Annotated in this window: 19 protein-coding genes and 1 pseudogene; 7 read left to right on the forward strand and 13 right to left on the reverse strand. The window is 53.8% G+C overall.

The window, feature by feature from the left end:
* Nucleotides 1–32 precede the first annotated feature (32 nt).
* The gene (locus LEPIL_RS15520; protein WP_002773846.1) at nt 33–983 is read right to left on the reverse strand and encodes a hypothetical protein; all 951 of its coding nucleotides are present in this window, start codon (nt 981–983) and stop codon (nt 33–35) included.
* A gap of 85 nt (nt 984–1,068) precedes the next feature.
* Between LEPIL_RS15520 and LEPIL_RS15525 the strand changes: the two genes are divergently transcribed.
* Together LEPIL_RS15525 and LEPIL_RS15530 are read left to right on the forward strand one after the other, a co-directional pair.
* Nucleotides 1,069–2,949 carry an ABC-F family ATP-binding cassette domain-containing protein gene (locus LEPIL_RS15525; protein WP_002773849.1) on the forward strand — a complete coding sequence of 627 codons (1,881 nt, stop codon included), beginning with the start codon at nt 1,069–1,071 and terminating at the stop codon, nt 2,947–2,949.
* Nucleotides 2,950–2,961: 12 nt separating this feature from the next.
* A complete protein-coding gene (locus LEPIL_RS15530; RefSeq protein WP_002773851.1) occupies nt 2,962–3,243 on the forward strand; it encodes a hypothetical protein in 282 nt (93 codons plus the stop codon).
* A gap of 38 nt (nt 3,244–3,281) precedes the next feature.
* Here the strand turns inward: LEPIL_RS15530 and LEPIL_RS15535 are convergent, their stop codons facing one another.
* A complete protein-coding gene (locus LEPIL_RS15535; protein WP_002773853.1) occupies nt 3,282–3,674 on the reverse strand; it encodes a PIN domain-containing protein in 393 nt (130 codons plus the stop codon).
* The gene (locus LEPIL_RS15540) at nt 3,671–3,862 is read right to left on the reverse strand and encodes a type II toxin-antitoxin system VapB family antitoxin (RefSeq protein ID WP_002773855.1); all 192 of its coding nucleotides are present in this window, start codon (nt 3,860–3,862) and stop codon (nt 3,671–3,673) included. Before LEPIL_RS15540 ends, LEPIL_RS15535 begins: the two co-directional genes overlap by 4 nt.
* Before the next feature lie 169 nt (nt 3,863–4,031).
* Here LEPIL_RS15540 and LEPIL_RS23060 point away from each other — a divergent pair.
* Nucleotides 4,032–5,268: pseudogene (locus LEPIL_RS23060) on the forward strand (IS256 family transposase).
* A gap of 58 nt (nt 5,269–5,326) precedes the next feature.
* Here LEPIL_RS23060 and LEPIL_RS15555 read toward each other — a convergent pair.
* Nucleotides 5,327–5,956, reverse strand: a complete 630-nt coding sequence (locus tag LEPIL_RS15555) for an NADPH-dependent F420 reductase (RefSeq protein WP_002773856.1) — start codon at nt 5,954–5,956, stop codon at nt 5,327–5,329.
* Nucleotides 5,957–6,002: 46 nt separating this feature from the next.
* Entirely contained in the window at nt 6,003–6,845 is an 843-nt protein-coding gene (locus tag LEPIL_RS15560; RefSeq protein ID WP_143464773.1) for a sterol desaturase family protein, read from the reverse strand.
* A gap of 141 nt (nt 6,846–6,986) precedes the next feature.
* On the opposite strand from LEPIL_RS15560, the gene LEPIL_RS22395 reads away from it, so the two are divergent.
* Both LEPIL_RS22395 and LEPIL_RS15570 read left to right on the forward strand, forming a co-directional pair.
* Entirely contained in the window at nt 6,987–8,126 is a 1,140-nt protein-coding gene (locus LEPIL_RS22395) for an NAD(P)/FAD-dependent oxidoreductase (RefSeq protein WP_002773860.1), read from the forward strand.
* Nucleotides 8,093–9,109, forward strand: coding sequence for a sigma-70 family RNA polymerase sigma factor (locus tag LEPIL_RS15570; RefSeq protein ID WP_002773861.1), 1,017 nt, complete (start codon nt 8,093–8,095; stop codon nt 9,107–9,109). The genes LEPIL_RS22395 and LEPIL_RS15570 overlap by 34 nt, the downstream gene beginning before the upstream one ends.
* Here LEPIL_RS15570 and LEPIL_RS15575 read toward each other — a convergent pair.
* Nucleotides 9,054–9,875, reverse strand: coding sequence for an acyl-CoA thioesterase (locus LEPIL_RS15575; RefSeq protein ID WP_002773864.1), 822 nt, complete (start codon nt 9,873–9,875; stop codon nt 9,054–9,056). The two genes, LEPIL_RS15570 and LEPIL_RS15575, sit on opposite strands and share 56 nt — an antisense overlap.
* Before the next feature lie 175 nt (nt 9,876–10,050).
* On the opposite strand from LEPIL_RS15575, the gene LEPIL_RS15580 reads away from it, so the two are divergent.
* Entirely contained in the window at nt 10,051–10,644 is a 594-nt protein-coding gene (locus tag LEPIL_RS15580; RefSeq protein WP_002773866.1) for a TetR/AcrR family transcriptional regulator, read from the forward strand.
* On the opposite strand, the gene LEPIL_RS15585 is transcribed toward LEPIL_RS15580, so the two are convergent.
* The 4 genes from LEPIL_RS15585 to LEPIL_RS22400 all read right to left on the reverse strand — a co-directional run bounded on the left by LEPIL_RS15585 (nt 10,631) and on the right by LEPIL_RS22400 (nt 14,988).
* On the reverse strand, nt 10,631–11,119 hold the full coding sequence (locus LEPIL_RS15585) for a GNAT family N-acetyltransferase (RefSeq protein WP_040920464.1): 489 nt from the start codon (nt 11,117–11,119) through the stop codon (nt 10,631–10,633). The two genes, LEPIL_RS15580 and LEPIL_RS15585, sit on opposite strands and share 14 nt — an antisense overlap.
* A gap of 22 nt (nt 11,120–11,141) precedes the next feature.
* Entirely contained in the window at nt 11,142–12,008 is an 867-nt protein-coding gene (locus tag LEPIL_RS15590) for a hypothetical protein (RefSeq protein ID WP_002773870.1), read from the reverse strand.
* 50 nt (nt 12,009–12,058) lie between these two features.
* The gene (locus LEPIL_RS15595; protein WP_002773872.1) at nt 12,059–13,813 is read right to left on the reverse strand and encodes a CocE/NonD family hydrolase; all 1,755 of its coding nucleotides are present in this window, start codon (nt 13,811–13,813) and stop codon (nt 12,059–12,061) included.
* Nucleotides 13,814–13,917: 104 nt separating this feature from the next.
* Nucleotides 13,918–14,988: an AraC family transcriptional regulator gene (locus LEPIL_RS22400; protein ID WP_002773874.1), complete on the reverse strand. Its 1,071-nt coding sequence runs from the start codon at nt 14,986–14,988 to the stop codon at nt 13,918–13,920.
* A 149-nt stretch (nt 14,989–15,137) separates the two neighbouring features.
* Between LEPIL_RS22400 and LEPIL_RS15605 the strand changes: the two genes are divergently transcribed.
* On the forward strand, nt 15,138–17,300 hold the full coding sequence (locus LEPIL_RS15605) for a molybdopterin-dependent oxidoreductase (protein WP_002773876.1): 2,163 nt from the start codon (nt 15,138–15,140) through the stop codon (nt 17,298–17,300).
* Between the two features lie 195 nt (nt 17,301–17,495).
* Here LEPIL_RS15605 and LEPIL_RS15610 read toward each other — a convergent pair whose 3' ends face one another.
* From LEPIL_RS15610 to LEPIL_RS15620, 3 genes are all read right to left on the reverse strand, one after another.
* Complete coding sequence (locus LEPIL_RS15610) at nt 17,496–18,242, reverse strand: endonuclease/exonuclease/phosphatase family protein (RefSeq protein WP_002773878.1); 747 nt, start codon at nt 18,240–18,242, stop codon at nt 17,496–17,498.
* 18 nt (nt 18,243–18,260) lie between these two features.
* Nucleotides 18,261–18,905 (reverse strand): dihydrofolate reductase family protein, encoded by a 645-nt coding sequence (locus tag LEPIL_RS15615; RefSeq protein WP_002773885.1) that lies wholly within the window; start codon nt 18,903–18,905, stop codon nt 18,261–18,263.
* A 141-nt stretch (nt 18,906–19,046) separates the two neighbouring features.
* A complete protein-coding gene (locus tag LEPIL_RS15620; RefSeq protein WP_342742383.1) occupies nt 19,047–19,538 on the reverse strand; it encodes a DUF4272 domain-containing protein in 492 nt (163 codons plus the stop codon).
* Nucleotides 19,539–19,569: the final 31 nt, after the last annotated feature.

Below are 19,569 nucleotides of genomic sequence, written 5' to 3' on the forward strand. Positions count from 1 at the left end.
CCTGTCTTCAGGTCCGGGAAGCTCAGGATAGATCAGGGCAGATCAAGCGAGCGCCTTCTTCTGACCTCGATGCGCTGCGTCGGATTGTTTTTCAGATCCTCACGTATGGCGACAAACAGGCCGGTCTTTTCAAGCGTTAGCCATCTTTTATAGAGGTCGATCTGAGCGCTTCTTTGCGCATCGTCTTTCGGAATCAGGAAAAGCGACGTGTCATCTGATCTGCCAAGATACAGCAGCGGATAACGCTGCAAAGCCTGCGCTGCCGGCGATAGCGAAACGGGGAGCGATTCGAGTTCGGCGCGCAGCTCACGGATTCGTTTGATCAGCGGAACGCGAGCATCGGTATCTGAAAGCGAGAGCGTCTTGAGCTGGTTCTGCGCCTCGACGATCTGCGACTTGATCGCGGAACGCCTGCTGCGGCGTTCGTCTGAGATCCAGAGATCAAGCGCCTCGATTCGATCACTGCGCTCCAGCCATAGCTTCTCGGCCCGGGCCAGAGAGGTGCGGTATGCGTCATCCTGAAAGGCCGGGCCCGTAACCGCTTCGAGACGAAAGATCAGCCTTTCGAGCACGCCGGTCAGCTCTTCATTGAGGGGCTGCAGCTCGGTCAGCACGGGTTGAAGCGACCGCTCGTTGTCAAGGATCAGGGCGCCGGTGCGCTGCTGTTCGCCTTCAGGCAGGATTCGGATCATGACAATCTCGTTATCAGCGGGGTTTTCGAGGATTTTCATCGGGCTGTAGCCCTCTTTTATGTCACGTCGGAACTCCGACACGGCCTTCTGTAGAACTTCAGACCCGGATTCGAGCGGATCTGCGGGCAAAAGCACCTGAATCAGAACCCCCTCATCGGCCTCAAGAAGCCGCTGCATCTGCAATCGCTCCTGTTCGGCATGCCTCTGCCACAGAAAAAAGACAGTGGCACCCGCCGCTACGGCAAAGAAGGCCAGAATAGAATAGAGACCGAATCGCTTTCCCGATTTCATGACACCAGAGGCCCTGCTCGGTCCGACACGACCATTCCTTTTTCAGTTTCCCCGCCGGAGCCGATCTGAGAACTGGAACAGGAACATGAAAACGGCCTTCACAATTCAGAATTTATCTCGATCATTCGGCATCCGCACGCTCTTCAAAGATTTAAGTCTCTCCGTTCCGGCGAACGAAAAGATCGGCGTCATCGGACGCAATGGCGCCGGCAAGACAACGCTCTTTAAGATGATCGAAGGCGTCGAGCAGGCCGATACGGGCAGTATTATATTCAACGGTTCCATGCGCTTCGGATTTCTCGAACAGCATGATAACTGGAACGACGAGGAGTCCGTGCTCGATTATCTCATTCGCAAAAGCGAAGAAGAGCCCTGGACCTGCTCTCGCGTCGCGGCGAAGATGGGTATTCACCAGCACCAGCTCGATCTTCCGATTACCGCTCTATCGGGCGGCTATCGCATGCGGGTCAAGCTTGCCTCGCTTCTTGCGCGTAATCCGGATTTCCTGTTTCTTGACGAACCGACTAACTTTCTCGACCTTTCGACGCAGCTCTTTCTTGAAGCCTTTCTGAAATCCTGGAAAGGCGGATACATGATCATCTCGCACGATCGCGAGTTTCTCATGCAGACGTGCGAGATGACGCTTGAGGTTTCGCAGAACGAGCTCCTGCTTTTTCCCGGAGACGTGCAGGAATATTTCGCCTACGCCGAAGAGCGCCAGGAGCAGCTCGCCCGCCAGCAGAAGAACATCGACTCACGACGAAAAGAACTCATGGACTTCGTTAACCGATTCCGTGCGAAGGCGTCGAAAGCGACACAGGCTCAGTCGAAGCTCAAGATGGCGGCGAAGCTCGAAGACGTGCAGGCCATAAAGAAAAGCCGCTCCGCCCGCATCAAGATCCCCGATGTGCGCGTAGCTAAAGGTCCGATCTTTGAATGCGAGATGGACATCGGTTATGGCGAGAAGGTCATCGCCGACTCGGTGGAATTAAAGTTAGGCGGAGGCGAGCGATACGCCGTTCTCGGCGATAACGGTCAGGGTAAGTCGACGTTACTCAAGACGCTGGCGGGCGTGCTCAAGCCCGTGCGCGGCACGATGCGCTGGGCTCCGAGCAAGCGACTCGGTTATTATGCCCAACACCTTTCCGATGCGCTTCGCGAAAACGAGACGGTCTTTGAATCGCTGCGCCGCATGGCCGATACTACGGCGAACCGACAGGAAATCCTCGATATGGCCGGCGGCTTCCTGTTCAGCGGCGACGATGTCGACAAACCTGTTAAGGTGCTGTCGGGCGGCGAGCGCTCTCGCGTCTGTCTGGCCGCTCTGATGCTTCAGAAGAACGACATCCTGCTTCTTGACGAACCGACAAACCACCTTGACTTCGAAACGGTGGAACTGCTCGCCCTCGCACTGCGCGATTACTCCGGCACGCTTTTCTTCGTCAGCCATGACCGAACCTTCGTGAATACGGTCGCCTCGCAAATCATCGAGGTGAAAGACGGAAACATCATCCTTTACCCCGGCCTTTACGAGGATTACGTCTTCTATCAGCGCAGCCGCATTGCAAAAGAGCTCGAATCGGGCATCTCGGACGTGGCCAAAAAAGCGGCCGAGACGGCGGTCGATCCGGCACGCAAAGAGAAGCGCAACGGCAATACTCCGCTTCCCGTCACCCCACCGGGCGGGCCCGAAGAGAAAAAGGAGGCCCTTCTGCGTTTTCTCAATCTCGCACGCAAGGATCGCCAGAAAGAGATTCGCCGACTGCGGGACGAGTTGCGTAATATGGAAAAGCGTATGAAGGAGCTCGAGGCGAAGCGCGCCGAGCTGACGCAGATCCTTTCCTCCGGAGCCTACGATCAGGAAAAGTACAAGGCAATGGAAGAAGTGAGTAAAACGTTAGCCGAAATGGAACGGGAATGGATGGAGCTTCAGGAGCAGATCGATCTTTTCGAGGGAGAGATCTGAAATCGCAGTGATATGATCGCGCATCAGAACAGAGGCCGGCGCGAAGGCGACCAGATCGTCTGGCTGCTTTTCAATCATCGCATCGAATTCGTCGAATCGGAATTCGATGAGATCATCTATGCCATCCGCAACGGCGGCCTCTTTGCCTATCTCGATCGAGAACGTCCGGCGCTTCGTTCGCGCATGAGCGGCATTCTTTCAGAGGAGCTTCCCGAAGGCGTGTTTGAATCGGCCGGCGATGAGGAGTTCTATCTCGAACAATGCCTGCTCGGGCTTGGTGATCGCGTGAGGTGAGCATAAAAGCATTCCTTCACGGACGGCAGAAAAAAGCTCTAAGGCATAAAGAGATCAAACTTGATATGCTTCCGCATCAATGCAAAATGCTTGTCCAGCGAAAACAGTGACGCATTATTTTGAATACTGTTCTGCAAAATAATCAGATCAGGAATGCCCACATTATTCACTCCGTGCCGGAGGTTAGCAGTCTGTAGGTCCATAATTTCGGCCCAGTCAATTCGAAATGGCAGCCTTTCCACAGACATCAGAAGCTCTATTATCTGCCTTTTTCTCTTCAACCGGAGAAAAGGAATCAACTCGGCCAGGATCAAATCATTGACAGAGATAAGCCCATAGTCGATCAAAGAGTCAAGTACCACGCCAGACTCAGATTCTTTTCGTCGAAAATAATCGATCCAAACTGACGAATCAACAAGAACAGTTTTCATCGCTGCCGAAGCTTTCTCATATCTATATCAAGGTCAATACTACCCTTGAATTTTTTTAATTTCTTGATCTTTTCCCGCCTGATGAGTGCATGAAGTCCTTCCTGAATGACGACAGATTCGTCGTCAATTCGAGAGACATCCATAGCTTCTTTCAATAATTCTTCGGGCAAATCAATCGTTGTTTTCATAGATGCTACCTCATGCCAGAGTCATTGATACTTTTAACAATCACTCAGTCAACCTGTAACCCTTTCTGTCAAGAATTCGATTATGTCCCGAATTTAGTTAGAGTTTGAAAAGGCGGAACCCTGGCCCAAAATGGGCCGAACAACCACATTCCCTTACGGAGGGTTCCAAGTGAAGAAGAACGAACGGGCAGAAAACAGTCAAACACAAAGCCTGGCGGCCGATGAGTTTCGGGATTATATTCGAACCAGCCTCGATTCCCGTGTGCGCGAATTTGCACTCGGCTACGTAGGAGCTTTGATTCTCGAAGAAATCGAAACGTTATGCGGCAAGACAGGGGAGCATAAGAGAGGCCGTGGATTTGCTCATCGAGGCGGCAGCCAGCGAGGTTCCATTGTGCTCGATGGAGAAAGGGTGGCCATCCAGAAGCCCAGAGCTCGACGTAACGGCAAGGAGGTGAAGCTGGAGCGATATGAGATCCTTCAGGATCGCTCTGATCTTCGCGAGCATGTTGAGCGCCTGATGCTGGCGGGCATCAGCACCCGGAACTATGAAAAGACGCTGAGAAAGACAGAAGCCTCTCTCGGCCTTTCGCGGAGTGCGGTTTCGCGGGAGTTTGTGAAGTCCAGCCGTGAGTCGCTCAATCATTTGAATTCACGCAGGTTTCCTGATCAGACATTCTGGTGTATTGTTCTTGATGGCATCGTATTCGGCGGCTCTGTCGTAATCGTTGCTCTCGGGGTCGATACGGCCGGAAACAAGCATTTTCTGGGCATTTCTGAGGGGTCTACAGAGAATGCTGATAGCGCACTCAGTGTCCTTCAATCAATCGAGAGCCGTGATATCCGCTTCACAGATCGTGTGCTTGTCGTCATGGATGGATCAAAGGCTACTTGAAAAAGCGGCCAGAGAGTTCTTCGGAAAGAAGGCAGAGATCCAACTCTGCTACCTTCATAAACAGAGAAATGTTCTTGCCAAGCTCCCACGGAAGTATCATGCAGAATTCTGCAAGAGATACAAGCAGGCATTCAGCGCTAACAGTTACGAAGATGTCGCAAGCGAGATGCGGTCCGTTCTATCATGGCTCGAATCCATCAGCTACAGTGCCTCTCAGAGTCTTCAGGAGGGTTTAGAGGCACTGTTAACGCTGCATCGCATCAATATGCCGCCGAAATTGAGAACATCCTTTTACACAACCAATCTGATCGATTCGGCATTCTCGAATCCCAGATCTCAGCTTAACCGGGTTAAACGGTCAAGGCCTCAGACAGACCAGGTGCTCCGATGGGTCGGCAGTCTCCTGCTATCACAGGAGGAACAATTCCGTAAGGTGCGGTCATACACTCATATCCATGAGTTCTTAAACAGCTTCCTGGATAAAAAGATTGACGAGCGGATCTCGGCATAGGATGCATTCAGTGGGTCCCGCCTCAAAGTCTAACTATCACTGGGACATAGTCAAGAATTCACCGCAACATCTTAAACGCATGCATCCAGTCGTTCTGTTTGAATCCCGGAATACACCAGAGCATGCAGAGCGGCTCTATGGCACGAGCGGCGACGGCAGAGCCCATATCGTCAACGTCCCATCCGAACTGATCGAGAATGGCCGTCGTCGTCTGTTTGGCCGCATCGTCGTTTCCGCAGATGAACATCGTCGGTCGGCCGCCAGAAAAGCCGGGGTTAACCATCGCGCCGGCACCGACGCTGCTGAATACCTTTACGAAGCGTGATTTCGGGAACTGGCTCTGCAGGCGCTCCATCAGCGACTGATTCAAATCAGTAAAGAAACGCAGCACGCCGTCTTCCGGTGGCTGATCGGCGATGGGATTCGTTGCGTCCAGAACGGGCTTGCCTTCTAATCCGGAGCCGGCAAGCTTCAGGACATCCATCGCAGCGCTACCCTTTACCGCGAGAACGACAATATCGCCGAAGGCAGCCGCTCCGGCAAAATCGCTGATCGCGCCGCCCTGGACGCTCCATTCCTTCAATTTATCGGGATTGCGCGTTCCCAGAATGACCTCGTGTCCGTGCTTCTTAAAGCCGGCCCCGAGTGTTTTCGCCACAATACCCGATCCGAGAATGCCTACTTTCATGAGAATGCCTCCGTTAACGGAAAGTAGGCATCTGCACCGCTACTCGTCAATGATTTATCTTCTGAAACGGATCCTCAATCGTCGTGGTGCCTCGATCCTTCGTTCGCCGGTACTCGTCGTACTTCTTTGATTTCGTTTTGAACAGGGTATCGGTGTACGAGAATAGAGACGAGTAGTTGCCATAGAACTTGGAATGATGAAAATCATGATAGGCCGGCCCGTCATAAAGGGGGATCATATGTGTCGGCGTCCAGGGAACAGAGATGCCCGAATGCTGCGAGGCCGCCTCCCACTGACGGACGACGACCCAGATCCAGATCGTTATGACATGCGCCCCGAACAGGATAGGCCCGACAAAGACAAGCGTCGAGATGATCAGGAACTCGACGACATGCATATAGTTACCCGTGATCGCGATCGGCGTCGTCACCTGATGATGAATGGAATGAACCGCCTTATATAGAAAAGGAATCTCATGCAGCCACCGATGCGCCCAGTAAAACAGGAAGTCGTCGATAATCGCAAAGGCGACCACCTGCGCGACGATGACATACCATGCAGGCAGAGGCCCATCATGGATGCCCGTTAACCGCAAGAGAGGCCAGGAGAGCACGCTTAGAAGAAAGGCCACGGCAAAGTTCCGGCCAAGGTGAATGAGTGAGCCGCGAATCAGGCGGCCATAATGGGGCTCCCTGCTCTGAATACGATACGGACGCACCCACTGTGGATTCCAGTACGCGAGCAGTGTAAGCGGAACACTCATCGCCAGAAAACTGAAAAGAGCGATCAGATTCGTTCCGATAATAACTTTTAAGAAGAGCGGCTCTTCATACATCGCAAGCAATTCGTTGAACACAGTTCCTCCGCCTGTCGGCCCTTTTTTTTCCATTCTGATCTCACCGGCCTTCGCGGGCAAGCCGCCTCCTCTGGATCGCACTTTTTTTTCTCGTCGTGTCACAAACCTCCGCCTTTATTCGTCTGCCTTCTGTCGGTCCCGAAAGGCAAGTCATCGGGCACGACAGGAGGATCTATGAAACGCATCGTCATCGCCGGCGGAGGATATGCCGGCATTCTGGCCGCCAATCGTCTTGCGGCCCAATCAAAGAAAGAAGGCTATTCGATTACTCTGATCAACGCCTCTGAAACCTTTGTGGAGCGCATTCGCGACCACCAGGCCGGCGCCGGTCAACCGCTTCCGCGCATGAGCGTGCGCGAACTGCTCAGGGCTCCCGTAGCCTTCTTGCACGATCGCATCGAGAGCATCGACGCCGTCGGTAAGACGGTGGGGACGCAGAGCGGATTCGTACCCTATGATGCGCTCATTTACGCACCCGGCAGCGAAGGCCGGCCGAGCTTTGCCGCCGAAAACAGCTACTGCATCGGAGCACCCGGCGAGGCGGATCGCCTTCGTCGAGCCCTGCCATCCGCAAAAGGAAGCGTCGTCGTTCTCGGAGCAGGGTTAACAGGCATTGAAACCTCGACGGAGCTCGCCGAGGCCCGGCCCGATCTATCGATCACAGTCGTGCATACAGGGAACCTTGATCGCGAGTACTCGCAAAAAGGGGCGAATCACCTGCGTAAGGTCTTCCGGCGTCTTCAAATCCGACTGCTCGAAGATACGCGTATCCAGGCCATTCGCCCATCGTCCGTTCTGCTTGCCGATGGTCGAACGCTACCCTCCGATATGACGATTCAAAGCGGAGGCCTTTTCGGCTCGCCTCTTGCAAGGATCTCAGGCCTTCCGGTCAACGATCGGGATCAGCTTCTCGTCGATGAAACCCTGATGGTGCCAGATTATGACGGACTTTTCGGCGCCGGCGATGCCATTGCGTTACCCGAAGGCTACGGCTTCATGCGTATGGGATGCGTAACGGCCATGCCGCTTGGCGCCCATGCGGCCGGTTCGGTATCACAGTATCTCGCAGGCGCAAAAAGACGAGCCTTTCGCTTCGGATTTCCCGGCAGATCGATCAGCCTCGGACGCAATGACGGCCTGATCCAGTTCACAGATTCGTTTGACGGCCCCGTAGAACGCGCCATAACCGGACGATCGGCGGCATTCATTAAAGAACAGGTCTGCCGTTATACCGTGCGCATGCTTCGTCTCGAAAGAACAACAGGATGGAAGGTTTTCAGATGGCCGCAGGGACAATTACAGACAGCGAACTGACCATCTTTCTCGAACATCGTCGCCTGCTCTTCTCCGTCGCTTATCGGATGATGGGCAGCGCGACCGATGCCGAAGACATCGTGCAGGAAAGTTATCTGCGATGGAGGAAGGCCTCGTCCAATCAAAAGATTCGCGATGCGAAGTCGCTACTCGTTTCGATTACGACCCGACTCTGCATCGACGAATGGAAGAAGGCTCGCCGCAAACGCGAGGTTTATATCGGTCCTTTTCTTCCCGAGCCCGTTCCGACGGCGATGCTACATAGTGAGCTGCACGATGATCGCATCGATCATGCCTTCTTGCTTCTGCTCGAGCAGTTGAAGCCGGTGGAGCGAGCGATCTTTGTATTAAAAGAGGCCTTCGACTATTCGTATGCAGAAATCGCCGGCATCGTTCAAAAATCCGAGGCGGCATGCCGGCAGATATTCAGCAGGGCGCGGCGTTCCATTGACGTGAACAAGGCGCCCGTTTCGATTACGCGCACACAGGAGTTGCTTCTTCAGCGGTATCTGACGGCGTTAAGCACCGCCGACGCGAAGCTGCTGCTCTCTGTGATCGCCGAAGACGCACAGATCCATTCCGACGGCGGCGGCGTGGCCGGAGCGGCCCGGCGCGTCGTTCACGGACGCATTCCGGTGGCGGCGCTTCTGCTCGGCGTCACGCGCAAGGGCGGATCGGGCGAGGTCTACACGGCAAGCGTCAATGGAATGCCGGCTATCGTCATCTACCGAGACGGCAAACCCGTCCTTGTGCAGTGTCTTGCTATGGATGCGCAGATACGGACGCTTTTCGGCATCCTCAATCCTGGAAAGTTAGCCGCCTTCAAAGATCGAGAACGACTTATACGCGAGGGCGTGCTGTCGCCGGTTCGATTCACGATAGTGATGCAACTGCGCTGGCTCTGGAACCGGTGGATCGGCCGACACTTCACCGTTCCGATGCTGCGTCGTCTCGAAACGGAGACTTCATATTCACGCTCATGATGCGCTCCAGCTGCTCATCCGAGAAGCGATAGGGGCGCATGCGCTTCAGATCCATGAAGAGTCCGTGCACAAGCGAGCGCAAGAGCAATCGACGCGAAGACTTCGAAAAGAGATCGTGCCGGAACGCAAGGCGTCCTTTTTCGCCCCGCTCATAAACGGTGGCGATGACAAGCTCGTCTCGAAACGTCATCGGCGCAAAATAGTCGATCTCGGCTCTGTACACGACGGGGCCGATCCCCTGCTCCTGTAGCGAATCGATATCAAGGCCGGTCGCATAGCCCGATCGAATCCGGGCATCGTCAAGATAATACTGGATCGTATGCAATCCGACTCTTGCCTCGGGCGTCATATGAGGCCAGGCGACGTCGACAGAGTGATAGACCGCATGCGGATAATCCTCAAGGCGATAATAGATCTGCGGCGCCTCGGCGTCTCGCAGATAGAATCGGCCCTGTGTGACCAGAGCTGAATCTGATGCGCGCAGGATCTCCTGTGAGATAAAGCGTCCTCGCTCATCGGTTAACAGCTCTGTCGTTACGATCGCCTCATCGGGATATTTCAGTTCTTTACGAAATTCAAGCTCGCACCGAGCTATTTCGAAGTCGCCGGGAAGCCGTTCATCGGTCTGTTTCAGAAGCTCAAACGCTTCTATTCGGGCCTCTTCGAAATAGCTCTGGTATGTGCCATTGTTTACATGTCCGTTCACGTCCAGGTCGGATCGCCGAACGCGAAGCGTCGTCTGGGTCTTTGTGCTGAGGGCAGTCATTACATCCTCCATGCCGGTTTTTCGGATCCCGAGATCAAGGCCAGGGCTCCAGTATCAGGTAGACAGATCGGTCTACCTGATACTGGTAATATAGTTTCTGGTAGACAATTCTGTCTACCAGAAAAACCTGAAATGCAAAGCTATCCGGCCCGAACAGGCCTCTTTCGAAGAGAATATGAGCGGCATCGAAATAGAAGAACCGGCCAGGGATCGCATATTAAGAGCGGCCAGTCGTCTGTTTTATGAGCAGGGGTATCCGAACACGGGCATCAACGAGATCCTCAGCGAAGCCGGCGCCTTCAAGAAAAGCCTCTATATTCACTTCCCGTCTAAAACAGAGCTCGGGAAGGCATACGTGCAAGAGCAGGAGGCCTTTATTCTCGGGACGATCGAGCGCATCATCAAGCGTCACGATCGCTACGCCGAATTTATCGCTTCGTGGATGCGTGTGGTCCGACGTGGAATCAAGACCTCGTACAGATACGGATGCCCGCTTGCGAACCTGAGCAATCAGACGCACGACGAGCCCGAGCTCGCATTCACGGTAAGGCAGGCGCTTGATCGCTGGACGACGCTCTTTCGCACCGAGCTGCTTCGCATGAGCTGGCCTCATCCGGTTAACGAAGATCTGACGGCGGACTTTGCCGAGCGGATACTCTTCTACTACCAGGGAGCCATGCAGCTGTATGGCATGTCGGGCGATATCAAATACATCAAACGCCTTGAGCATGAGCTGCTGCGTATAGCGGAGGATGTCAGGGGATCATAGTCATTGGCACATTCGCCTGCTGAAGATCTCTCGTCAAAACCACCATGTCCCGACAGAGCAGGCCGTTCTCAACGATGGGCTCTGCGTAGTTGTCTGTAAAGAAGTCCTTTATGATATGATCCATTCGAAAGCCCAATTTCTGATAGAGACTCAGCTGGGTAAGGCTGGAGTTACCCGTCCCTATAACAATAGACCGGCTTCCGTTTTTCTGCGCCCATTCGATGGCGAATCGAATCAATAACGAGCCGATGCCCTTTCCCTGCTGTTCGGGCAGAACGGCGACATTCTTGATCTCGACGACATCGGATGCCGTAAAGGAAAGCACGATTGCCGCAATGACTCGATCTTCATGCATGCCGACAAAAGTGTGCCCTTCTCTGATGTACCGTTCGATCATCGCGCGCGAGGGATCGGCAAGCAGAAACAGGTCGAAAAGCGAGGGGTCGGAGTATTCTTTCGTTTCGATGATTTTCATGCTGTTACATGCAACCGAACCATCAGGCGTCATGTAAAACCTCTTCTGCTCTTTTCGTGATACAGGCGCTCAAGAAATCGCTGCGAACCGTCGTTATAAGATCGGGAATACGTCGTTCGATGCGCCAGGTGCCGTCGCTCTGCCGTTTGCTTTTCAGAAGATCGAGGGCCCTGTTCATCGACGAATCACTGCGTCCCTCGCGGCGCAGCAGCCAGAGGATCTCAAGAAAATCGGAGTGGTACATATTTGGAAAGGTTAACTGGTCCGCGCCTCCGGCGAGAAGCCTTGCAGGATCACTCGAACTGTAACAGACCTCATGCAGCAGAATGAAATCGATACATCGCTGTATAAGTTGCTTGACGTTTTTCTTACGTCGACGCTCTGCAAGAAACGAAAGCCCCTTTAAGAGCTTTGTTACGCCCCAGTAGCACGTATGCGCTCCGTAGCAGCTTTTATTGCGAAAATACGGAAAAGCGGACGGCGTCTTGAAATCGCCGTCGTCAAAGCGCTGGTACTGCGCGAAGAAAGCAATGACGCGATCGTCATAATCCGACTCAAGGCCGAAATAGCCATGCAGATACAGCATATTGCCGTTGAGACAGGGGATGGGAAAATGCGACTTCCCGATCGAATACACGCCGCTTTCGCGATCAAAGAAATGGTCGGTGATCGCCTGAAGAGGCCGGCGCAACTCGGGCAGAGCGGGATCGCACTCGATGTCGGCAAGCAAGATCAGCGTCCAGAGCGTCGATTTATAGTTCGGAGCATAATGCTTGAGCTCAGGATAATACCTGTCTCCAGGACTGAGCTGGTTCCAGCATCCGTCCTCGTCTTGAAGCGAGAGGATTCGCTCTACAAGTTCAGATCGACGATCGCTCAGCGCAGACACGACGGGCTCCTGAATGACAGGATAACGCCCGCCCGCCTGTTGCAAGGATTTTATTCCGTTCTGCCTGCTCCTGCCGAAGGGATAACAGGAATCAGCAGATGCGAATCGAACGGCCCTCCTGTGTGAATGATCGTGCGTCCCCTCCTGCCGGGAACCCTGCGCTGAAAGGGAGGCGCTGGAATAATCTCGCGCCCCGCAATGAGTAGCAACAAACCCTCTCCTTTCTTGAAGAACGTGGCGCTCGGGAGCATGGCGATCTCGACCGGCACGATCTCGTCAGGGCGAAGCGGTTGATGCGAAGTGCCGCTGAGGACGGGATGAAACGGCGTCGACTGATTCAGATCAAGCTCGCGGCGACTCAGTCGCAGACATCCGCGGCTGACGCCGTCATGAATCAATCCCACCGATCCGTTGAAATAAACGATGCGACCGCGCGCATCGATCTTATGAAGAACGACGAAAAGATCGCCGTCGTCGGTCCCTCTCGATTCCACAAAGAGCTTTAGAGCGAAGTATCCGCTGAGCTCCGTATCGACGTCAAATGTGTGACGAAGGCGTAGCGTCTCATTCCGGGAATCAAAGCCGATCTCCTGTCGGGTCGTCGGCGCCGTCGGAGTTAAAGCACTATTTTCGAAGTAAAGGGGCCTGTACTGCGTGCGCGCCAGAGGCCATTCGTTTTCGAATCGTCTCTCGTGAATGGTCTCGCGATTTGAGCGCACCTCAAGAGTTACCCTCGGTCTGCTCTCGAATCGATCCTTTTTGCCTTTCAAGAAACAGTCCATAAAATCCAGCGTCAGCTGCTTCACCTCGTCGGAGTAATAGGCGACCCACTTTCCCGTTCGGTGTGTGTATAACCATTTCTGCTTCGACCGGGCCCGCTCAAAGGCTCGCAGAGTGCCCATCGTATGCAGGCTGTGATCCGAAAAAGAGGCGCCGACGAGCATGGGCAGCTCGATGCTTTCCAGATCGGGAATCTTTGCCTTCCAGTTCTCATCAAGGAAGGGATGCATTTCGGTCCATGATAGCGGAAGGCCGCCCTCCGTTTCGATGATGGCTTGCTCACCGCCGCGAATCGTTTCGCTCATCTCAGTCTGCCACCAGAAAACGGGGAATCCGACCTCCTGAATGCCGCCGTTCATGAGCAGATCGCGATAGGGATCGCTGATGCCCTCCCACGGAGCGATACACTTCAGAGCCGCCGGCGGAGTCGACGCCGTTTTCGAGGCCACATAGTATTGCGAGATGGCGAGAAAGCTCACTCCGCTTAACCCCACGTTGCCGTCACACCAGGATTGAGCGGCGACCCACTCGATAGCCTCGCCGTAACAGCGACTCTGATGCTTTGAGAAGACGCTCGGCGGCCCTTCGCTCGATGCATAACCGGGCAGATTCAGATTGACGACGGCGTAGGCATGTCGCACCCAGAAGTCCGGATCGGGCGCCTCCCATCCGGTTAACGTTGAGAAGACGGGACGTCCGCCGCATTGACGGATCATCCGGTACTGCTTCGGTGGTCCTGAGAGCGGCGTCTTTTTCAAGGCAGGAATCAGGCTGTTATCGTAGGGATGGGCACACATCACGACGGGCACCCTTTCGCCGCGCGCAGCGGCAGCTTTCGAACGAAACACATTTGCCGTGAGAAAGAAGCCCTCGCTCATCGGTATGCGTACATCATACTCGCAGAGGATATCGGCATCGGGCTCGGTCAGCACAGCGGCCGGACGAAAGAGCTGTCCTCTTTGCAGGGCCCCTGCAAGGATCGGCAGTAAAGAACGCATCAGAATGCGGAACTCATTGAACTTCATGCGTTCAGTATGCTCCGATTTTCAAACGACATCGACCGAATGGATACAGACGGACGAAAAAAACATACGGACGTGAGCCATCCGAATAGAAACGAACGGTTCGTTCAGGGAGAGCCCTGTCGAAATTGCGTCGGCGTCTTTCCCGTCTCTTTTAAAAAGGCCGAGTTAAAAGAAGACTTTGAATTGAAGCCAGACTCATAGGCTATTGAGAGCACTGTCTGATCGGGGTGATCGAGCAGCATACGCTTTGCATCGGCGATGCGATATCGATTGAGAAAGGCATGAAAACTGATGCCCAGATAGCCGTTAAAGAACTCGCTCAGCTGCTGCGGACGCAGACCGAGCCGCGAGGCGACGGAAGGCATATCGAGATCCTCTTCTTTATAGAGATGCTCGTCTTCCATGAGCCGGCGCAGGCTTGCCTCGATATGATCGAGATCGAGATTTTTCAAGACGCTGTAACGATACTTCTCTGCCCGAGCGGCAAGCACAAGGTCGAAAAAGAAATGCGGATTGCGGCGGCTCAGGCCATGCATCAGGATGACGAAAAAGGCGACGATGAAAAGAACAATCTCGGTCAACTGGATCGACCGAAGCAGAACGGAAAGCACGGTTAACACACCGAGAAAGACGGTCGAGCATCCGATCAGCAGAATCAGACGCAGGGCCGAATCGGTAAGCCATTTTTCGCGCGGAGAGCTTTTCAAAACGAGGCCGACGGCGTAAAGGGCGCAGGCGGCGCTGTAGCTCGCTCCGAGAAGAAAGATGAGCACGCCGACATCCGCCCCTTCCAACCGCAGAGTACGAACGGACTGAATCACCGCAATCTTCTCATCTGGAGACTGCAGATAAAGTGGAATGAGCGCCACGACGGCCAGCAGAACGGGCACGGCATAGACCACGTCGGAGGGCGTCGGACGACGACGGTTCTCAAGGGCCATCTTACAATAAACGAGCACAAGCGGACCAAGCGCCCATGTAAACGGCATCTCAAGCCTGAAAAGCCACAGCCGCTCTTCAAGGCCGCCATAAAAGAGAAAGTGGCCCTGCAGCAGGATAACGGCAAAAGAGATCTGGATGCCCGAATAGATATAGGTCTTCGCGCTGCGCTCGCGCACAAGCAGCTCTGAGAAGCCGAGAATCAAGGCAAGGGACGATGCGATAAGCAGGATCACGGTTTTACAGCAAACAGCTTACGGACCGGGCCTTTCAACTAATTTGCGGCTGAGGCATTTCGAGTACAGAGAAAAACATCCGAACAAAGGCTTGCATTCCGGGGAATCGAGTGTCAGACAGGTTCTATCAGCCGGTTGGGGGATCACCGATGAGCGAAATACATTTCCGAACCTGTCCGCTTTGCGAGGCGATGTGCGGATTGCGATTTGAGATCGACGAAGGCAGGATCATATCGATTCGAGGCGACAGCGAGAATGCTTTCAGCAGAGGTCACATCTGTCCGAAAGGCCCCGAGCTAAAAAACCTGCACGAAGATCCCGATCGCCTGAAACGACCGATCAAGCGAGTCGGCGATCAGTGGGTACCGGTTTCGTGGACCGAGGCGCTCTCTGATATCGCCCGGCGTGTCGTCGAGATTCAGCAGCGATCCGGCCACGATGCAGTGGCCTTTTATGCGGGCAATCCGACGGTGCATAACTACGGCTCCATGCTGTTCGGCGATCGCTTCTCTAAGGCCCTGAAAACGAAGAATCGCTTCTCGGCGACCTCCGTCGATCAGCTACCCCATCAGCTTCTTTCTTATCTGATGTTCGGACATCAGCTGATGATTCCCATCCCCGATATCGATCATACGAACTATTTTCTGATCATCGGAGGTAACCCCTTCGCCTCAAACGGCAGCCTGATGACGGTGCCCGACGTCAAAAAGCGGCTCAAGGCCATCCAGGAAAGAGGCGGCCGATACGTCGTCATTGATCCGCGGCGCACGGAAACGGCAGAGCATGCAAGCGAACATGTCTTTATTCGCCCGGGAACGGACGCCTTTCTTCTTCTGGCATTTGTTAACACCCTTTTCCAGAAAAATCTGATCAGGAAGACCGGTCTCTATACCGAAAACGATCTGAGCACTCTTAAAACCCTGGCCGCCGAGTTTGCGCTCGATCGAGTGGAAAAGGTGACGGGAGTTCCCGCATCCACGATAGAAAGGTTAGTCGACGAGTTCACACAGGCAAAGGGCGCCGTCTGCTATGGAAGGGTCGGAGTTTCGATGCAGGCCTTCGGATCAATCTGCCAGTGGCTGATCAACTGCATCAATATTCTGACAGGCAACATAGACGTAAGAGGCGGTGCGATGTTCACGCTGCCCGCCGTCGACATGGTCGATCCGAATTCGGCGATGGGCGGCGCACGAGGAAGCTTCAACCGATATCGCTCCCGCGTGCGAGCGTTACCCGAATTCAGCGAGGAGCTGCCCGTATCGGTTCTTGCCGAGGAGATTCTCACGCCGGGCGAAGGCCAGGTCAGGGCTCTTTTCACGACGGCCGGTAATCCCGTACTCTCCACGCCGAACGGTCGACAGCTCGAAAAGGCGATCTCACAACTCGAGCTGATGGTAAGCTTCGATATTTATGTGAACGAGACGACGCGACATGCGCATTATATACTGCCTCCAACGTCGACCCTGGAGCATGATCATTACGATCTCATCTTCAACGTCTTCGCCGTCAGGAATACGGCGTATTACTCCAGGCCAATCTTCGAGCCCGAGGAAGGCAGTCTTCACGACTATGAGATCTTCGCCGATCTCACGAAACGTATTGAGCTTGTGCGCTCGAACAAAGCGCTTCCCGATAATCTCGTGAAAACGAGGATGACTCCTGCCGCCTTTATCGATCATGCGTTGAAGGCCGGTCCTTACGGAGAAAGCGGACCGAGGGCCATGGGCATGAGCCTTGAGCTTTTACAGAAGAGTCCGCACGGAGTCGATCTCGGTCCGCTTGAGCCCTGTCTTCCTGCAAGGTTATGCACGGATGATAAAAAGATACGGCTTGTTCCCGACGAGCTGCTCGCCGATTTCGATCGCTTGAAAAAATCATTTCAGGCGGCCGCTTTATCGCAGGACACCTCGGAGCAGGACGCCTCGCTTCTGCTAATTGGAAGAAGGCATCTGCGCAACAACAACTCGTGGATGCATAACCTTCCGAAGCTGATGGCCGGCAAGAATCGATGCACGGTGATGATCCATCCCGACGACGCTCAGGCGCTCGGCATTCACGAAGAAGACGCCGTTACCGTCGAGTCGGATGTAGCGACAATCACCCTGCCCGCTGAAATCTCGGACGGCATCATGAAAGGCGTCGTGAGCATTCCTCACGGCTTCGGACATCATCGCCCCGGTACGGCGCTAAACGTCGCCACGAAATTTCCGGGGGCGAGCATCAACGACCTCACAAGCGATCGTCAGCTCGACGAATTCTCGGGAAATGCCGCCTTCAGCGCTATCAAGGTGAGGCTTTCGAGAGGAGGTTAGGCGGCCTTTTCTTGCCACGGAGAGGAAAGAGATCGACCCAGAAAAAATACATCGTTTTTCTGGGTCAGAAGTCACGAAAAATGGAAGAAAACGCCTTAAATAGATGCTTTTTCTTTATATCTGGCCATGGGAGGGGGTGGGCATTCTCATCAAAGGATTTGATGGGACGATGGTCACGTCAGCAGGCCGATACCGCTATACATCTATATCAATAATCAGCGGCATGTGATCACTCAAACTGATCCAATCATCTCTATCGCCAATCTGAAGACTCGTTCTCGGAATCAGATCTTCTGACACGAAAGCATAGTCGATATGATAACGTCTGATTGGATCCTTTCTGTGGTAGAGTGTAGGCATGGATTCTCGACCTGGCTTTTCATTCCTGCTAACATGATACAAGCTCTGAAAGCCGAGGCTTGCAAGCTCCCGCTCTACATCTGAATGATTCCACCATCGGTCAGGTCTATCCCAAATCGCATTGCTGTTAAAGTCGCCCACGATAATGGTCCTTGATCGTGGCAAATCATTCTTATGTATTTGTAGAAACTTCCAGAATTGCCCGATATATCCGAAGGATGCAGAATTGGCTTCCTTGGTCCAAACGGCAAGAACGGTGAGCTCGCTCTTGAATGTAAAAGGAATAAACTGATGAAGATCCTGCGTTGACCATGACAACGCAGGGCTACCGTTCGAAATACCCTTCATTGCGAAAGTGCCGCTCCATTCAAGCCGCGTCAATACTCCAGGTCTGGGCGTGAAAATGCCAATTCCATCTTTTTTGTCGGATTTTTCCCACAGGGAACAATAGCCCTGAAAAGCTGTTGGTTGCATTTCAGGATTTTCTGATTCTTGAACGATCAGTAGATCCGGCTCCAGCTCCCCTACCCTGCAAAGCTTCTTGCCTAAGGAACGATTGCAGTTCCACGAAACTATTCGCATTTTTACCGGCCTTCCCCTCTAACCCTTTCTCAAAACGATATGCGCCGCCTTTTCAGATGCTACGGACTGCACGCATTCATAACCCAGCGCCCGCAGATCGATGCCTTCGAAGAGCGGCTCGCCTCGACCGAGCAGCACCGGTGAGATCGCTATATGCAGCTCATCAATAAGCCTTTCGCGCAGATACTGTCGGATGGTGTTCGCCCCGCCTCCAATACGCACATCCTTGCCGGAAGCGGCGTTGCGCGCACGATCAAGCGCCTCGTGAATGCCCTCGGTTACGAAATGGAAGGTCGTGCCGCCCTGCATCTCAATCGGCGGACGGGCATGATGCGTCAGGACGAATACGGGAACATGATAGGGAGGACTGTCGCCCCACCAACCCTTCCAGCTCATATCGCTCCAGGGGCCGCGCGTCGGCGCGAACATATTGCGCCCGAGAATCCACGCTCCGACGTTCTGGAAGCCGCGGGCAGCGAAGTCGTCATCAACACCGGTCGTGCCGTCTTTATCAAAGAGAGCACGCTGCAAGGTGCGCGTAGGGAACAACCACTGATGCAGATCCGGTCCGCCGATACCGAGCGGATTATCGAGGCTTTGATCGAGACCGGCTCCGAATCCGTCTAACGATATAGAGAAGCTTTCAACTCGAACTCGTGTCATATTTTTTCCTGTGGGTGGGCTCGTCTGCTTTCTCTCGCAAGTACGTTATCGCTTGTTCAGTCAGACAGGTCCACGACAAAAAAGGTTCCCTTCGACCGTACTGTCGACGATCACCAGCTTGCGTTCAATGTCCGACATTATTTACGTATCGGCTGGCATATTATCCCAGTCTTCGGACACGCCAATCACCCAGTCAAGAGCGCGTCTTCGCTCCCATACTATACCTTCGCCGACAAGACCATCGAGCCCTTCAAGACGTCGCTGTCGTTCATGCCAGTGCAAACAATAGTGCAAATCCGCCTGCTGTAGTATTTCGGTCATCGGCCTCAAGCACCTATTCTTCACAAACTCGGCCGGTTTATTACCTGGAACAGTAAGGCTGGCAAAATTATCAGGACAGGAGCATGTTGGATTCAATTCCACGATATCAAGACACCATGCAAAGGCACAAACGCATTCAGCTAACCACTGAAAATCAATGCGGTCTTGATCTGAGACCAGGGAAGAATTCTTAAGTCGTTCAGCCTCTCGGGGACTTACATAGGGCCAGAGATCGGCGCTTTCTATACCATCAATAAGAACCGCATGATCGGCGCCGTACCCCATGCCAATCACCATTCCAAGTGCGGCTATTTTTTCGTGCTACATCGTCACCATTTTTTGG

The organism is Leptonema illini DSM 21528, assembly GCF_000243335.1.
Lineage (GTDB): Bacteria > Spirochaetota > Leptospiria > Leptospirales > Leptonemataceae > Leptonema > Leptonema illini.

What these genes read in the sequence shown, in the direction of transcription:
- LEPIL_RS15520 (WP_002773846.1), bottom strand. Translation starts at nt 983, where the DNA reads ATGAAATCGGGAAAGCGATTCGGTCTCTATTCTATTCTGGCCTTCTTT.
- LEPIL_RS15525 (WP_002773849.1), top strand. Translation starts at nt 1,069, where the DNA reads ATGAAAACGGCCTTCACAATTCAGAATTTATCTCGATCATTCGGCATC.
- LEPIL_RS15530 (WP_002773851.1), top strand. Translation starts at nt 2,962, where the DNA reads ATGATCGCGCATCAGAACAGAGGCCGGCGCGAAGGCGACCAGATCGTC.
- LEPIL_RS15535 (WP_002773853.1), bottom strand. Translation starts at nt 3,674, where the DNA reads ATGAAAACTGTTCTTGTTGATTCGTCAGTTTGGATCGATTATTTTCGA.
- LEPIL_RS15540 (WP_002773855.1), bottom strand. Translation starts at nt 3,862, where the DNA reads ATGAAAACAACGATTGATTTGCCCGAAGAATTATTGAAAGAAGCTATG.
- LEPIL_RS15555 (WP_002773856.1), bottom strand. Translation starts at nt 5,956, where the DNA reads ATGAAAGTAGGCATTCTCGGATCGGGTATTGTGGCGAAAACACTCGGG.
- LEPIL_RS15560 (WP_143464773.1), bottom strand. Translation starts at nt 6,845, where the DNA reads ATGGAAAAAAAAGGGCCGACAGGCGGAGGAACTGTGTTCAACGAATTG.
- LEPIL_RS22395 (WP_002773860.1), top strand. Translation starts at nt 6,987, where the DNA reads ATGAAACGCATCGTCATCGCCGGCGGAGGATATGCCGGCATTCTGGCC.
- LEPIL_RS15570 (WP_002773861.1), top strand. Translation starts at nt 8,093, where the DNA reads ATGGCCGCAGGGACAATTACAGACAGCGAACTGACCATCTTTCTCGAA.
- LEPIL_RS15575 (WP_002773864.1), bottom strand. Translation starts at nt 9,875, where the DNA reads ATGACTGCCCTCAGCACAAAGACCCAGACGACGCTTCGCGTTCGGCGA.
- LEPIL_RS15580 (WP_002773866.1), top strand. Translation starts at nt 10,051, where the DNA reads ATGAGCGGCATCGAAATAGAAGAACCGGCCAGGGATCGCATATTAAGA.
- LEPIL_RS15585 (WP_040920464.1), bottom strand. Translation starts at nt 11,119, where the DNA reads ATGAAAATCATCGAAACGAAAGAATACTCCGACCCCTCGCTTTTCGAC.
- LEPIL_RS15595 (WP_002773872.1), bottom strand. Translation starts at nt 13,813, where the DNA reads ATGAAGTTCAATGAGTTCCGCATTCTGATGCGTTCTTTACTGCCGATC.
- LEPIL_RS15605 (WP_002773876.1), top strand. Translation starts at nt 15,138, where the DNA reads ATGAGCGAAATACATTTCCGAACCTGTCCGCTTTGCGAGGCGATGTGC.
- LEPIL_RS15610 (WP_002773878.1), bottom strand. Translation starts at nt 18,242, where the DNA reads ATGCGAATAGTTTCGTGGAACTGCAATCGTTCCTTAGGCAAGAAGCTT.
- LEPIL_RS15615 (WP_002773885.1), bottom strand. Translation starts at nt 18,905, where the DNA reads ATGACACGAGTTCGAGTTGAAAGCTTCTCTATATCGTTAGACGGATTC.